Here is a 14543-nt window from a genome sequence, read left to right as displayed (position 1 = left end):
CCATGGATTTCGGGCTTTCGGAAGAGCAGAAACTCATTGTCGAGACGACGCGCGCCTTCGTCGAGAACGAGCTTTATCCGCATGAACGCGAGGTCGAGCGCACCGGCGTGCTGCGCCGCGAGCTGATCGAGGAGATCAAGGCCAAGGCGATCGCGGCCGGGCTCTACGCCGCCAACATGCCGGCCGATGTCGGCGGCGCGGGGCTCGATACGGTGACCTGGCTGCTCTACGAGAAGGAGCTTGGCCGCGCCAATTACGCGCTGCACTGGACCTGCGTTGCGCGCCCCTCCAACATCCTGCTCGCAGGCACGCCGGAACAGCGCGAAAAATACCTTTTCCCCTGCATCCGCGGCGAGAAATGGGATTGCCTGGCGATGACCGAGCCGGGCGCCGGCTCCGACCTGCGCGGCATGAAGGCGACCGCGGTACAGGATGGCGACGACTGGGTGCTGAACGGCACCAAGCATTTTATCTCGCACGCCGATCTTGCCGATTTCGCCATCGTCTTCATGGCCTCGGGCGAGGAGGATTCACCGCGTGGAAAACGCAAGAAGATCACCGCCTTCTTCGTCGACAAGGGCACCAAGGGTTTTACGGTGCGCGACGGTTATCGCAACGTCTCGCATCGTGGCTATACCAACGCCATCCTCGAATTCGACGACTGCCGCCTGCCGGCATCCCAGGTTCTGGGCGAGGTGCACAAGGGCTTCGACGTCGCCAATTCCTGGCTCGGCGCGACGCGCCTGCAGGTCGGCGCCACCTGCCTAGGCCGCGCCGAGCGGGCGCTTGGCCATGCGGTCGAATATGCCGCGCAGCGCCAGCAGTTCGGCCAGCAGATCGGCAAGTTCCAGGGCGTGTCGTTCAAGCTTGCCGACATGGCGACGGAACTGAAGGCCGCCGAGCTGATGGTGTTCGAAGCCGGCTGGAAGTACGATCAGGGCACCGTCACCGACCAGGATATGGCCATGGCCAAGCTGAAGGCCACCGAAATGCTTGCCTTCGTCGCCGACGAGGCGATCCAGATCCATGGCGGCATGGGGCTGATGGATGACCTGCCGCTGGAGCGCATCTGGCGCGACGCCCGCGTCGAACGCATCTGGGAAGGCACTTCGGAGATTCAGCGACATATTATTTCGCGGGCGCTGCTGCGTCCGTTCGGGGCTTAGAGCATGATAGCCAAAACCGGCATTCGGTTTTGTCGGGCAAACGAGATCGTTTGTCCTGAGATCGCGCTCAAAACGAAAAGATGACCATGCATAAACTCGAACGCCTCCTGCGCCCGAAATCGATCGCCGTGTTCGGTGGCGTGCAGGCCGCCGCCGTCGTGGCGCAATCGATCAAGATGGGGTTTGCCGGCGAGATCTGGCCGGTGCATCCGACCAAGGACGAGGTCGCCGGCCGCAAGGCCTACCGGTCGGTCGCGGATCTGCCCGGCGCGCCGGACGCGGCCTTTGTCGGCGTCAACCGGCACCTGACCATCGAGGTGATCAAGGCACTCGCCGAGCGCGGCGCCGGCGGCGCCGTCTGCTTTGCCGCCGGTTTCCTCGAAACCGAGGCCTATGACGAGGATGGCGAACGGCTGCAGGCCGAACTGGTTGCCGCCGCCGGCCAGATGCCGATCATCGGACCGAATTGCTATGGCCTGATCAACTATGCCGATGGTGCGCTCTTGTGGCCCGACCAGCATGGCGGCATCAGGCTGGACGAGGGCGGCAAGGGTGTCGCCATCATCACCCAGTCGTCCAACATCGCCATCAACATGACGATGCAGAAGCGTGGCCTGCCGATCGCCTTCCTGATGACCGCCGGCAACCAGGCGCAGACCGGCCTGTCGGAAATGGCGCTTGGCCTGATCGAGGACGAGCGGGTGACTTCGCTCGGCCTGCACATCGAGGCTTTTGATTCGGTAGCCGGCTTCGAGCGGCTGGCGGCCAGGGCGAGAGAGCTCAAAAAACCCATCATCGCCATGAAAGTCGGCCGTTCCGAACAGGCGCGGCAAGCAACCGTCTCGCACACCGCCTCGCTTGCCGGGTCGGACGCTGCTTCCGGTGCCTTCCTGAAGCGGCTCGGCATCGCGCGTGTCGATTCCATCCCCGCCTTCATCGAGGCGCTGAAGCTGCTGCACATCACCGGCCCGTTGCCTGGGTACAGGCTCTCGTCGATGAGCTGTTCGGGCGGCGAGGCATCGGTCATGGCCGACAGCGCCGAAGGGCGCTGGGTCAACTTCCCGGTGCTGACCGACAGCCATCGCGCCCATGTCAAATCGACGCTCGGGCCGCTGGTCGCGGTGGCCAATCCGTTGGACTACCACACCTTCATCTGGAACAACGAGCCGGCGATGACGGCCACCTTCACCGCCATGGTGTCTGGCGGCTTCGACCTCAACATGCTGGTACTCGACTTCCCGCGCCCCGACCGCTGCTCGGTAACCGACTGGTGGGCGACGCTGCGCGCCTTCGAATCGGCGCTGAAGACCAACAAGGCGCATGGCGCCATCGTCTCCTCGCTGCCGGAGAACCTGCCGGAGGAATACACCGCCGAACTGATGGCGCGGGGCATGGTGCCGCTGTTCGGCATTTCCGAGGCAATGGACGCCGCGCAGGCGGCGGCCTTCATCGGTTGGGCCTGGCGCGAGCCGCAGGCACAGCCGGTCGACACGAGGGCTGCCGGCGCATCCGACGTGCCGCGCGTCACACCTGACGAAGCCGAAGCCAAGGCGCGGCTGATCAAGGCCGGCCTTTCCGTGCCCAAGGGCGAGCGGGCCGGCAATGCGGTCGAGGCCGTGATCTCGTCCATGGCGCTCGGCTTCCCCGTCGCCCTGAAAGCGCTGGGTGTCACCCACAAGTCCGAGGTCGGCGCCGTCAGGCTCAACCTCAAGGACGCCGAATCGGTCAGCACGGCAGCGCATGACTTGCTGCCGCTCGGCACCGGGCTCTATGTCGAGCGCATGGTGCGCGACGGCGTCGCCGAACTGATCGTCGGCTTCACCCGGGATCCGATGTTCGGTGCTGTCATGACGCTGGGCACCGGCGGCGTGCTGGTCGAGTTGCTGCGCGACAGCGTCACGCTGATGCTGCCGGCGACCCGCGACGATATCGAAGCCGCGCTGCGCGGGCTGAAACTGTTCCCGCTGCTCGAAGGTTATCGCGGCCGGCCGAAGGCCGACGTCCAGGCCGCCATCGACGCCATCGCGGGCATTGCCGGCTTCGTGCAGGAGAATGCCGGCGAGATCGAGGAACTCGACATCAATCCGCTGATCGTCTGCACGGAAGGCAAGGGCGCCTGGATCGCCGACGCGCTGCTGGTGCTGGGAGAGAACAAGAATGTCTGACGTCATTTTGACCCGCCGCGAAGGCACCATCCTCGAGGTCACGCTCGACCGCCCCAAGGCCAATGCGATCGACCTGAAGACCTCGCGTCTGATGGGCGAGACGTTCAAGGCGTTCCGCGACGATCCCGAACTGCACGTCGCCATCGTCAGGACCGCGGGCGACAAGTTCTTCTGTGCCGGCTGGGACTTGAAGGCCGCCGCCAGCGGCGACGCGGTCGACGGCGACTATGGCGTCGGCGGCTTTGCCGGCCTGCAGGAACTGCGCGACCTGAACAAGCCGGTCATCGCCTGCGTCAATGGCATGGCGGTGGGCGGCGGCTTCGAGCTGGCGCTGTCCTGCGACCTCATCTATGCCTCCGATCATTCCTCCTTCGCCCTGCCCGAAATCCGCGCCGGCACGCTCGCCGACGCGGCGACCATCAAGCTGCCGAAGCGCATCCCCTATCATGTCGCCATGGACCTGCTGCTCACCGGCCGCTGGATGGATGTCGCCGAGGCGCATCGCTGGGGCCTGGTCAACGAGGTGCTGCCCAAGGAAAAGCTCGAGGACCGCGTCTGGGAGATCGCCCGCCTGCTCGCCAGCGGCCCACCGCTGGTCTTCGCAGCGATCAAGGAGACGGCGCGCGTGGCGGAATCGCTGACCTTCCAGGATGCGATGAACAAGGTAACGCGCCGGCAGTTGCCGACCGTCGATGCGCTCTATGGGTCGGAGGACGGTATGGAAGGTTTTCGCGCTTTTGCCGAGAAGCGCGAGCCTGTGTGGAAGGGCAAGTAACGCTGCTGAGATGATGGCGCCAAGCACCCCCCTCTGCCCTGCCGGCCATCTCCCCCTCAAGGGGGGAGATCGGCGGTCTTGCCGACAGCGCTCTTCCGGAAACGTTGGAGGTTGGCGAAAGCCGAGACGACATCCGATCTCCCCCCTTGAGGGGGAGATGGCCGGCAGGCCAGAGGGGGGCGCCTGGGCGCGTTCATTGCTGTCCGGTCTCCGTTCATGACCGACTACACCAAACTCATCGACGCCGAGACTTGGGCCTTCATCGAGCGGACCAATTCCTATTATCCGCCCGACACGATCGACTACACGATCGCGCGGCAGCGCGAGATCTATGATCGCATGTGCCGGGAGTTCTTTGCCGGCTATCCGCAAGGCGTGACAGCCGAGACGACCGCCATCGCCACACCTGCCAGCAACATCCCGATCCGCATCTATCGCAACGCGACGCCGGACGAGGCCGCGATGGTGCTCTACATCCATGGCGGAGGCTTCATCCTCGGCGGGTTGGACAGCCACGACGATGTCTGCGCCGAGCTTTGCGGCCGCACCGGTTATGAGGTGGTCTCGGTCGATTACCGGCTGGCGCCGGAGCATCTGCACCCAGCCGCTTTCGACGATGCGATGACCGCCTTCGAATGGGCCGCGGGGAGCTCCGACCGCCCGGTGGTGCTGTGCGGCGACAGCGCCGGCGGCAACCTTTGCGCCGCCGTTGCACACGCGACGCGTGGCCATGCGAAAAAGCCGGTCGGCCAGGTGCTGATCTATCCCGGCCTCGGCGGCGATCGCTCGCGCGGCTCCTATGTGACACACGCCGAAGCGCCGATGCTGACGGTGCGCGACCTTGAATTCTACAAGCACATCCGCACCGGGGGCGTGGACCAGACCGGTGACATCACGCTGTCGGCGCTGGCCGATGCCGATTTCGCCAACCTGCCGCCGACCGTGCTGATGACCGCCGAGTGCGACCCGCTGTCATCCGACGGCGAAGCCTATCGCGACCGCATCGTCGCGGCAGGCGGGCGCGCCATATGGTTCGAGGAACCCGGCCTGGTGCACGGCTATCTCAGGGCCCGCCACAGCGTCGGCCGTGCCCGCGCGAGCTTCACCCGCATCGTCGACGCGGTGGCGACGCTCGGAAAGGGTGGCTGGACCTGGTAGGCGCTGTGGCCGTCCCGCTCAGGAGGCCTTGGCCAGAAAACTCTGATAGTCCGATTTGGCCTGCAGCAGGCGCAACACGTTCTCACGCGAACCGCGTACATGGGCGCGCGCCAGCGTCCCGGCGCGGCGAGCGTCGTTTGCGCAGATCGCCTCGACGATCTCGGCATGCTCGTCGCGGGCGATCTTCCATTCGTCAAGCCACAAGAGTTCGGTCCAGACATAGTGCTGGCACTTGTCGAGGATGCCGCACAGCATGCCGTGCAGCATCGCGTTGCCGCTGATTTCGGCAATGACGCGGTGCAGATCGATGCCGACCTCCAGTTCCTGGAATTTTTCGCGCGTCGTGCGATCGGGAATGGCGGCCAGCCGCTCGCACTCGGCCAGCATGGCACGCAGCCGCGCCTTGTCCTTCTCCGTCGCGGCGGCCGCCGCCAGTTCGGTCGCATGGCCGTCGAGCAGTTCGCGGATGTCGAAGGCCTCGCGGAACATGTTGATGTCGAACTCGGTGACGGCATAGCCCTGGCGCGGCCGGCCGGTGACCAGTCCGTCGCGCTCCAGCCGGTTGAAGGCCTCGCGCACCGGCGTGCGGCTGACATTGAGTTTGGCCGCGATATCGCTTTCGGTGACGCGCGAGCCCGGCGGAATCTGGCCGGTCACGATCATCGCCTTGAGCGCGGAATAGACCGAGTCGCGCAGCGTGTTTTTTGTTTCCTTGGCCAAGGTCCGTTCCCAGTTCTCCGGCTGCTTTAGCCGGACATTGCCTCGTTTGTAGTCGCAGTCGGCGCAATTTGCCACGCCCTGCGGCACCGTCCCATCGCTTCGGATTGATCGTGCTCGCCGGAGTTGACAACACCGATCTCTCGGCTACATTTGAAATTGTATACAAAATCGCATGCCAAATCAAAAACAAATGGGAACACCGGTCGGAGAACCGAAATGAACAGGAACTTTAGAACTTTCGCGATAGCCGGCCTCATTGCCTCCGTGGCAATGCCTGCCCTCGCCGCCGACACCATCACCGTCGCCTCGTGGGGCGGCACCTATCAGGAAGCGGAAACCAAGGCCTTCTTCAAGCCGACCGCCGATGCGCTCGGCATCACCATCAAGGAAGACACCACCAACGGCCTCGACGACGTGCGCCTGCAGGTGACCGGCAATGCCGTCAAATGGGACATCACCGAGCTGGGCGCCGACGAATGCGCGCGCGGCTCCAAGGAAGGGCTGTTCGAAAAGCTGGATTACGGCATCATCGACAAGAGCGGCATCAACCCCAAGCTGGTGCATGACGACTGGGTCGGCATTTCCTACACCTCCGTCGTGCTGATCTATCGGACCGACGTCTTCGGCGACAAGGGCCCGAAGACATGGGCCGACTTCTGGAATGTGGAAAAATTCCCGGGACGGCGCGCGCTGAGCAGCAGCCAGGCGACGGAGACGCTGAGCGTCGCCGCACTCGCCTCCGGCTTGCCGATCGACAAGGTCTATCCCGTCGACATCGACGGGGCGCTGAAATCGGTCGACAAGATCCGTGGCCATGTCGATGCCTGGTGGACCTCCGGCGCCCAGGCCATGCAACTGGTGAAGGATGGCGAAGTCGACATGGCGAGCATCTGGAACGGCCGTGCCGGCACCCTGAAGAAGGCAGGCGCGCCGGTCAGCTTCTCGTTCGACCAGGGCGTGCTCACCGCCGACTGCATGGTCATCCCCAAGGGCGCCAAGAACAAGGAAGCGGCGATGAAGGCGCTGGCGATGTTCGTCAGCCCGCAGCTGCAGGCCAATCTGCCGCTCTATGTCGACAATGGGCCGGTCAACGAGAAAGCCTTCGAGACCGGCAAGATCCCGCCCGAACGGATCAAGGACATCAACTCGGCGCCCGAAAACGTCAAGAAGCAGGTGCTGCAGGATGCCGAGTTCTGGCGCGACACCCTCGTCGAGGCGACGGAAAAGTTCAACAATCTGATCCAGCAATAGGCCGGAACCCTGACATTGCGGGGCGGCGTTTGCGCCGCCCCGCTCCTTCAGTCTCTGCCCAGGAGAAAACGATCTTGTCCATTGCACCATCCGCGCTGCCGATCAGCATGCGCCGGATCGAGAAACGATTTGGCAGCGTGCCGGTGTTGCGCGACCTGAATCTCGATGTCGAAGCCGGCGAGTTCCTGACGCTGCTCGGGCCTTCCGGATCGGGGAAGACGACGCTGCTGATGATCCTGGCCGGTTTCGTCAGAGCCAATGGCGGGAGCATCAAGGTCGGCGGCGACGAGATCATCACCACGCCGCCGCACAGGCGCAACATTGGCATGGTGTTCCAGAACTATGCGCTGTTTCCGCATATGAATGTCTTCCACAACATCGCCTTTCCACTGAAGCAGCGCGGCGTCGCGGCAGCCGAGACGGCGCAGCGGGTGGAGAAGGCGCTGGAGCTGGTGAAGCTGCAGGGCTTGGGCGAGCGCCGCGTCGACCAGCTCTCCGGCGGCCAGCGCCAGCGCGTGGCCCTGGCGCGCGCCATCGTCTTCGAGCCGCGCATCGTCTTGATGGATGAACCGCTGTCGGCGCTCGACAAGGGTCTGCGCGAGCATATGCAGATCGAATTGCGCGCGCTTCATCGCCGTCTTGGCATGACGACGGTCTATGTCACGCACGACCAGCGCGAAGCCATCACCATGTCGGACCGTATCGCCGTGATGAACGCTGGCCGCATCGAACAGCTCGACAAGCCCGAAACCCTCTATGCCGCGCCGAAGACGCAATTCGTGGCCGGCTTCATCGGCGAATCGAATTTCATTCCCGTCGAGTGCCGCAACGGGTCGGTCTGGTATCAGGACAGGCGAATCCAGACCGGCGCACCGACACCGCCGGCGGGTCGGCATCTGATGGTGGTGCGACCGGAGAAGCTACGGCTGGTCACCGCGGACGAGCCGTCGACCGGCATCAATGTGCTAGATGCGACGGTCAGCGACATCATCTACCAGGGCGACAGTTTCGTCTGCTATGCCAGCCTGAGTGACGGCCGCCAGCTGACGCTGCGCGATTATTGCCGCAGCGATGTGCTGGCCAGAATGCCGGCGCCCGGCCAGCCGATCACGCTCGGCCTCGATGCCAAGGACACGATCCTGGTGGCGGCCGAGGGATGAGCGCGCAATCCGCCCTGCTGAAAGAGATCGCCGGCCCGGCGGGGCAGGATCTGAACGCGCAAGAGCTACGCGCCGATGCGCGGCGGGAGTCACTGCGGCTGCTGGCGCTGCTGGCGCCGAGCCTGTTCCTCGTCTGCGCCATCATCATCGTGCCGATCGGCTGGCTGTTCTGGCTGTCGCTGTTCGACGAGACCGGTGCCTTCAGCGCCGCCAATTACGCACGCTTTTTCGAGCAGGCCTCCTACATCAGGACCTTCATCACCACCTTCAAGGTCGCCTTCATCGTTACCGGCGCCTGCGTGCTGCTGGGCTATCCCCTGGCCTACATGCTGTCGCAGCTGCCGCGCCGGGCCGCCTCGATCTGCCTGATCTTCGTCATCCTGCCGTTCTGGACGTCAGTGCTGGTGCGCACCTATGCCTGGCTGGTGATCCTGCAGCGCAAGGGCCTGATCAACAGCTGGCTGATCGACCTCGGCGTGATCAGCCAGCCGCTGTCGCTGGCCAATAATTTTTCAGGCGTGGTCATCGGCATGACGCACATATTGCTGCCGTTTCTCGTTTTGCCGCTCTACGCCTCGATGAAGACCATCGACACCGACTGCCTGCGCGCCGGCATGAATCTCGGTGCCGGCCCGGCCGCGACCTTTAGGCAGATCTTCTTTCCGCTGTCGCTGCCCGGCCTCGCCTCGGGCGTGGTCATCGTCTTCGTGCTGTGCCTAGGCTTCTTCGTCACGCCGGCGCTGATGGGCGGCGGCAAGGTGGTGATGTGGGCGATGCGCATGGAACAGACCACCAGCCTCTATTCCAACTGGGGTGCGGGTGCGGCACTCGGCGTGGTGCTGCTGGTGGTCACGCTCGCGCTTCTCGGTCTGTTCCAGTGGCTGCTCGGCGCGCGCGCCACCGGCGTATGGAGTTCGCGATGAGCGGAGATATCGGCCTGCCGATCTCGCACCGGCAACGCCTGTGGCTCTACGGCCTCGGCGGCCTCGTGCTGTTGTTCCTGATCGCGCCGTCGGTCATCATCGTCATCATGTCGTTTTCGGATTCGACGCTGCTGCAATTCCCGCCGCAGCAATGGTCGCTGCGCTGGTACGAAAGCTACTTCCAGTCGCTGGAATGGCGCGACGCCACCATCGTGTCGGTGAAGGTCGCTGTCATGACCGCGCTGGTGGCAACGCCGCTCGGCACCGCGGCGGCTTACGCCATCAACAGAGGCACGCTGCGCTTCAACGGCACCATCAACGCGCTGCTCACGGCGTCGCTGATCATCCCGGTGATCCTGGTCGGCATCGGCACCTTCTTCCTCTATGCGCGCATCGGCCTCAACAACACGCTGACCGGCCTGGTCATTGCCCATACGGTGCAGGCGCTGCCGTTGGTGGTGCTGACGGTGCTGTCGGGCCTGCGCTCCTACGACATGAACCAGGAGCGCGTGGCGCGCAGCCTGGGCGCGGGACGCATCGCTGCCTTCTGGCAGGTGACGATGCCGCAGATCCGCTTCTCGATCGTCTCGGGGGCGCTGTTTGCCTTCATCACCTCCTTCGACGAAGTTGTCGTCTCGCTGTTCATCTCGGGCGGCGAGACCACCACCTTGACGCGCCGCATGTTCAACGCGCTGCGCGACCAGATCGACCCGACCATCGCCGCCATCTCGACTTGCCTGATCGTGCTCTCGGTCCTGCTGTTGTCGCTGGCGCAGATCTTCGGCCGCCGGCATTGATTTCATCGGACCCCTCAAGTGCCTCAAGGATATCCAGACCAGATGCGTGATTTCCAGTTTCCCGGCCGCTCGCCGGTTCGTGCCACGGAAGCGATTGCCGCGACATCGCACCCGCTCTCGACGCTTGCGGCCATCGAGATGCTGCGCGCCGGCGGCAATGCCATGGATGCAGCCATCTGTGCGGCCGCCGTGCAGGGCGTGGTCGAGCCGCAATCGACCGGGATAGGCGGCGATTGCTTTGTCCTCTACTGCCCCAAGGGACAAAGCCAGGTGCTGGCTTTCAACGGCTCCGGCCGGGCGCCGGCCGCCGCGACCGTCGACTGGTATCTGGAAAAGGGTTTCGACCGCATCCCACTCCAAGGGCCACATCCCGTCACCGTGCCAGGCGCCATCGACGCCTGGTGCCGGCTGCTCGAGGATCATGGCAGCAAGAGCCTGGCCGAAGTGCTGGCGCCGGCGATCCACTATGCCGAGAACGGCTATGTCGTACACGACCGCGTCGCCTTCGACTGGGCCGACCCGGAGACCGATCTTTCCGCCGACGAGCATGCCGCACGCATCTTCCTGGCCGGCGGCAGCGCGCCGAAGGCCGGCGACGTGCACCGCCAGCCGGAACTCGGCGCCACTTTGCGCGTCATCGCCAAACAGGGTCGCGCCGGGTTCTACGAAGGCGCGGTCGCCGACGACATGGTGCGCCGGCTCAAGGAATTGGGCGGACTGCACACAGCCGAAGATTTCGCCACGACCCGAGGCGACTATGTGGCGCCGGTCAGCGTTAGCTATGGCGGCCATGAGATTCACCAGATGCCGCCGAACAACCAGGGGCTGACGGCGCTTTTGATGCTGAACGTGCTGTCGGGCTTCAAGCTCGGCGGGCTCGACCCCAACGGCGCCGAGCGCCTGCACCTGGAGATCGAGGCCGGGCGGCTGGCCTATCGCGACCGCGACCGTTTCGTCGGCGACCAGGACCGTGTCCCGGTGCCCGTGAGGGAGCTTCTGTCGGCCGCTTATGCCGAGCGGCTGCGCGCCGAGATCGACCGCGAGCGCGCCATGACCCATCTGCCTGACGTCCAATTGCCGGGCAGCGATACGGTCTACATCTCGATCGTCGACCGCGACCGCAACGCGGTCTCCTTCATCAACTCGACCTATTACTCCTTTGGCAGCGGCGTCGTCGGTCCGAAGACCGGCGTGGTGCTGCAGAACCGCGGCTCGAGCTTCCGCCTCGATCCGGCGCACCCCAACGCCATCGCGCCCGGCAAGCGGCCGATGCACACGATCATGCCCGGCATGGCGACGAGAAACGGCCGCGTGGTGATGCCGTTCGGCGTCATGGGCGGCGGCTACCAGCCGTTCGGCCATGTCCATCTTTTGACCAACATGATCGATTTCGGCATGGACCCGCAGCAGGCGCTCGACGCCCCCCGGGTGTTCTACGTCGACGGCATGGTGGAAGCGGAGCGCAACGTGCCCACCGAGGCGATCGAAGGCCTGCGCCGGCGCGGCCACACCATCACCGAGCCGCACCATCCGCTCGGCGGCGGCCAGGCGGTGCTGATCGACTGGGAAAAGGGAACGCTCACCGGCGCGTCGGATCCGCGCAAGGACGGGATGGCGCTGGGCTATTGAGGTTTACGGCAGGATGATTGGTCGCAACCTTTGAAAACCTGGGTTTCCTCTCCCCCACAACGTGGGGGGGTCCGAAGGACGGGCGAGACCCGTGGCTCGCCCCGGCATGGTGGCTCGGCGAAGCCGAGACGGAGCGGCGGCGGCGCCAACGTCGACTGGACTTTCACAAGCACTCGTCTGAAACATAGCCGGTGACCATGACCCAGACCCACACAGACCTCTCCCGCCGCCTCGTGGCCGGCGCCGATGCCGCGCCCGCAATCCTGGCGCCCGACAGGCCCACGCTCACCCATGGCGGCCTGCGCGCGCTGATCAAAGCCACGGCCACACGGCTGCACGCGCTCGGTATCGGCCGAGGCGACAGGGTGGCGATCGTGCTGCCGAACGGGCCTGAGATGGCAACTGCCTTCGTCGCCGTGGCGGCCACCGCCTCGACGGCGCCCCTCAATCCCGCCTACCGGGCCGACGAACTCGATTTCTACCTGACCGACATCGGTGCCAAGGCGATCCTCGTCGCCGAGAACGAGACTGGCCCTGCCGTGACGGTGGCCGGGCGCCTCGGCATCGGCGTGCTGCGGCTCATCGTGCCGCCAGACGCGCCTGCCGGCAGTTTTGCCATCAAGGGCGCGGCGGTCGGCCAGCAAGCGGCGCCCGCCATGGCTGGGAACGACGACATCGCCCTGCTGCTGCATACGTCGGGCACCACCTCACGCCCCAAGCTGGTGCCGCTCAGCCATGCCAATGTCGCGGCCTCCGCCCGCCATATCGGCGCGACGCTTGGCCTGACGGTGGATGACCGCTGCCTCAACATCATGCCGCTGTTCCACATCCACGGCCTGATCGCGGCGGTGCTGTCGTCGCTGGCATCGGGCGGCAGCATCTACTGCACGCCGGGCTTCAACGCGCTGCGCTTCTTCCAGTGGCTGGGCGACGCCAAACCGAGCTGGTACACCGCCGTGCCGACCATGCACCAGGCGATCCTGGCGCGCGCGGCGCGCAATGCCGAAGCGCTGGCGGCGGCACGCCTGCGCTTCATCCGCTCGTCCTCGGCGTCGCTGCCGGCGCAAGTGATGGGCGAACTCGAAGCGACCTTCGGCTGCCCCGTCATCGAATCCTATGGCATGACCGAGGCCGCGCACCAGATGGCGTCGAACCGGCTGCCGCCGGGCCTGCGCAAGCCGGGCAGCGTCGGTGCGGCCGGCGGCCCCGAAGTGGCCGTCATGGCGCCGGACGGCCGGCTGGTGCAAGCCGGCGAGACCGGCGAAATCGTCATTCGCGGCCCCAACGTCACGTCAGGCTATGAGAAAAACCCGGACGCCAACGCGACGGCCTTCGCGCATGGCTGGTTCCACACCGGCGACCAGGGCGTGCTCGACGCTGACGGCTATCTCAGGGTTACCGGCCGGCTGAAGGAAATCATCAATCGCGGCGGCGAGAAGATCTCGCCGCTCGAGGTCGACGACGTGCTGATGGACCACCCGGCGGTGGCGCAGGTGGTGACCTTCGCCATGCCGCATGAGAAGCTTGGCGAGGAGGTGGCGGCGGCCGTGGTGCTGCGCGAAGGCATGAGCGCAACCGAGGGCGATATCCGCGCCCACGCCGCGATGCGGCTCGCCGACTTCAAGGTGCCGCGCAAGGTGCTGATCCTGGACGAGATCCCCAAGGGCGCGACCGGCAAGCTGCAGCGCATTGGGCTGGCCGCCAAACTCGGGCTCTAATGCATGTCGCTTGGAAGTGTCCTCGGTTCCGAGATAACGACATGCATAGAATCAAAGGCTCACTACGATGAAGATCACCATCTTCGGCGCCGGCGCCATCGGCGGCTATCTCGCGGCAAAGCTGGCCATCGCCGGCCGCACCGACCTGTCGATCGTCGCCCGCGGCGCCCATCTCGAAGCAATCAAGGCAGATGGCCTGCGCCTGATCGAGGACGGTAAGGAGACGACCGCCCCGGTCCGCGCCGCCGCCAAGGCGGAAGATCTTGGCGCGCAGGATTATGTCGTGTTGGCGCTGAAGGCGCATTCCGTCGCGCCCGCGCTCGACCAGATCGCACCGCTGCTTGGGGAGAACACATCGGTTGTCACCATGCAGAACGGCGTTCCCTGGTGGTATTTCTACAAGGCCGGCGGCGCGCTCGAAGGCACCAGGCTGCATCAGGTCGACCCCGGCGGCTCGATTTGGGAACGGCTCGGCCCGCAGCGCGTCATCGGCTCGGTGGTCTACCCCGCCGTCGAGGTCGACGCGCCCGGCCTGATCCGCCATGTCGAGGGCAGGCGCTTCTCGCTCGGCGAACCCTCGGGCGAGAAGAGCGAACGGGCCACACTTCTGGCCGGGGAGATGGTCAAGGCCGGGCTGCAGGCGCCGGTCCGCGACGACATTCGCGGCGAGATCTGGGTAAAACTGTGGGGCAACCTCTCCTTCAACCCGATCTCGGCGCTGACCGGCAGCACGCTGGCCGCGATCGTCGCCGACGAAGGCACCCGAACCCTCGCCCGCACCATGATGCTGGAAGCGCAAGCAATCGGCGAAAGCCTGGGCGTGCGCTTCCCCATCGACGTCGACCGCCGCATCAAGGGCGCCGGCGACGTCGGCGAGCACAAGACCTCGATGCTGCAAGACCTGGAACGCGGCCGCCCGATGGAAATCGATGCGCTGGCGGGCGCGGTGCAGGAGCTTGGGCGGCTGGTGGGGAAGCCAACGCCGGCTATCGATGGGGTGCTGGCGCTGGTGAAGCGGCTGGCGGTGGAGCGGCGGTGTTACGGGTGAGGGTGGTGATCCAGCATGGCCGGAGCGAGTGGT

The 14543-nt window shown here is 65.5% G+C and carries 12 protein-coding genes; 11 read left to right on the top strand and 1 reads right to left on the bottom strand.

Going from position 1 to position 14543, the window contains the following annotated elements:
* The first annotated feature begins 2 nt into the window (after positions 1 to 2).
* From O7B34_RS16435 to O7B34_RS16420, 4 genes are all read left to right on the top strand, one after another.
* A complete protein-coding gene (locus O7B34_RS16435) occupies positions 3 to 1166 on the top strand; it encodes an acyl-CoA dehydrogenase family protein (protein ID WP_337147036.1) in 1164 nt (387 codons plus the stop codon).
* Between the two features lie 86 nt (positions 1167 to 1252).
* Entirely contained in the window at positions 1253 to 3331 is a 2079-nt protein-coding gene (locus tag O7B34_RS16430) for an acetate--CoA ligase family protein (protein WP_337140976.1), read from the top strand.
* A complete protein-coding gene (locus tag O7B34_RS16425) occupies positions 3324 to 4106 on the top strand; it encodes a carnitinyl-CoA dehydratase (protein WP_337147035.1) in 783 nt (260 codons plus the stop codon). Before O7B34_RS16430 ends, O7B34_RS16425 begins: the two co-directional genes overlap by 8 nt.
* Positions 4107 to 4322: 216 nt before the next feature.
* Positions 4323 to 5264 (top strand): alpha/beta hydrolase, encoded by a 942-nt coding sequence (locus O7B34_RS16420; RefSeq protein WP_337147034.1) that lies wholly within the window; start codon positions 4323 to 4325, stop codon positions 5262 to 5264.
* Between the two features lie 18 nt (positions 5265 to 5282).
* Here O7B34_RS16420 and O7B34_RS16415 read toward each other — a convergent pair whose 3' ends face one another.
* Entirely contained in the window at positions 5283 to 5984 is a 702-nt protein-coding gene (locus O7B34_RS16415) for a GntR family transcriptional regulator (protein ID WP_027142459.1), read from the bottom strand.
* A gap of 216 nt (positions 5985 to 6200) precedes the next feature.
* Between O7B34_RS16415 and O7B34_RS16410 the strand changes: the two genes are divergently transcribed.
* The 7 genes from O7B34_RS16410 to O7B34_RS16380 all read left to right on the top strand — a co-directional run bounded on the left by O7B34_RS16410 (position 6201) and on the right by O7B34_RS16380 (position 14510).
* Positions 6201 to 7235 carry an ABC transporter substrate-binding protein gene (locus tag O7B34_RS16410; RefSeq protein WP_337147032.1) on the top strand — a complete coding sequence of 345 codons (1035 nt, stop codon included), beginning with the start codon at positions 6201 to 6203 and terminating at the stop codon, positions 7233 to 7235.
* A gap of 74 nt (positions 7236 to 7309) precedes the next feature.
* Complete coding sequence (locus tag O7B34_RS16405; protein ID WP_337147030.1) at positions 7310 to 8395, top strand: ABC transporter ATP-binding protein; 1086 nt, start codon at positions 7310 to 7312, stop codon at positions 8393 to 8395.
* Positions 8392 to 9318, top strand: coding sequence for an ABC transporter permease (locus O7B34_RS16400; protein ID WP_337147028.1), 927 nt, complete (start codon positions 8392 to 8394; stop codon positions 9316 to 9318). Before O7B34_RS16405 ends, O7B34_RS16400 begins: the two co-directional genes overlap by 4 nt.
* Entirely contained in the window at positions 9315 to 10115 is an 801-nt protein-coding gene (locus O7B34_RS16395) for an ABC transporter permease (RefSeq protein WP_337140982.1), read from the top strand. Before O7B34_RS16400 ends, O7B34_RS16395 begins: the two co-directional genes overlap by 4 nt.
* A 42-nt stretch (positions 10116 to 10157) precedes the next feature.
* Positions 10158 to 11744 carry a gamma-glutamyltransferase gene (gene ggt, locus O7B34_RS16390; RefSeq protein ID WP_337147027.1) on the top strand — a complete coding sequence of 529 codons (1587 nt, stop codon included), beginning with the start codon at positions 10158 to 10160 and terminating at the stop codon, positions 11742 to 11744.
* A 197-nt stretch (positions 11745 to 11941) separates the two neighbouring features.
* Entirely contained in the window at positions 11942 to 13462 is a 1521-nt protein-coding gene (locus O7B34_RS16385; protein ID WP_337147026.1) for an acyl--CoA ligase, read from the top strand.
* A gap of 67 nt (positions 13463 to 13529) precedes the next feature.
* Complete coding sequence (locus tag O7B34_RS16380) at positions 13530 to 14510, top strand: 2-dehydropantoate 2-reductase (protein ID WP_337147025.1); 981 nt, start codon at positions 13530 to 13532, stop codon at positions 14508 to 14510.
* Positions 14511 to 14543: the final 33 nt, after the last annotated feature.

Origin of the sequence: Mesorhizobium sp. Cs1299R1N3 (assembly GCF_037179625.1) — a bacterium.
GTDB lineage: Bacteria > Pseudomonadota > Alphaproteobacteria > Rhizobiales > Rhizobiaceae > Mesorhizobium > Mesorhizobium salmacidum.
Note: the sequence above shows the minus strand (reverse complement) of the source record. Positions and strands in the feature narration are given on the sequence as shown.

Bases quoted from the DNA above. Each gene is read 5' to 3' on its own strand.
- O7B34_RS16435 (WP_337147036.1), top strand. From the start codon at position 3: ATGGATTTCGGGCTTTCGGAAGAGCAGAAACTCATTGTCGAGACGACG.
- O7B34_RS16430 (WP_337140976.1), top strand. From the start codon at position 1,253: ATGCATAAACTCGAACGCCTCCTGCGCCCGAAATCGATCGCCGTGTTC.
- O7B34_RS16425 (WP_337147035.1), top strand. From the start codon at position 3,324: ATGTCTGACGTCATTTTGACCCGCCGCGAAGGCACCATCCTCGAGGTC.
- O7B34_RS16420 (WP_337147034.1), top strand. From the start codon at position 4,323: ATGACCGACTACACCAAACTCATCGACGCCGAGACTTGGGCCTTCATC.
- O7B34_RS16410 (WP_337147032.1), top strand. From the start codon at position 6,201: ATGAACAGGAACTTTAGAACTTTCGCGATAGCCGGCCTCATTGCCTCC.
- O7B34_RS16400 (WP_337147028.1), top strand. From the start codon at position 8,392: ATGAGCGCGCAATCCGCCCTGCTGAAAGAGATCGCCGGCCCGGCGGGG.
- O7B34_RS16395 (WP_337140982.1), top strand. From the start codon at position 9,315: ATGAGCGGAGATATCGGCCTGCCGATCTCGCACCGGCAACGCCTGTGG.
- ggt (WP_337147027.1), top strand. From the start codon at position 10,158: ATGCGTGATTTCCAGTTTCCCGGCCGCTCGCCGGTTCGTGCCACGGAA.
- O7B34_RS16385 (WP_337147026.1), top strand. From the start codon at position 11,942: ATGACCCAGACCCACACAGACCTCTCCCGCCGCCTCGTGGCCGGCGCC.
- O7B34_RS16380 (WP_337147025.1), top strand. From the start codon at position 13,530: ATGAAGATCACCATCTTCGGCGCCGGCGCCATCGGCGGCTATCTCGCG.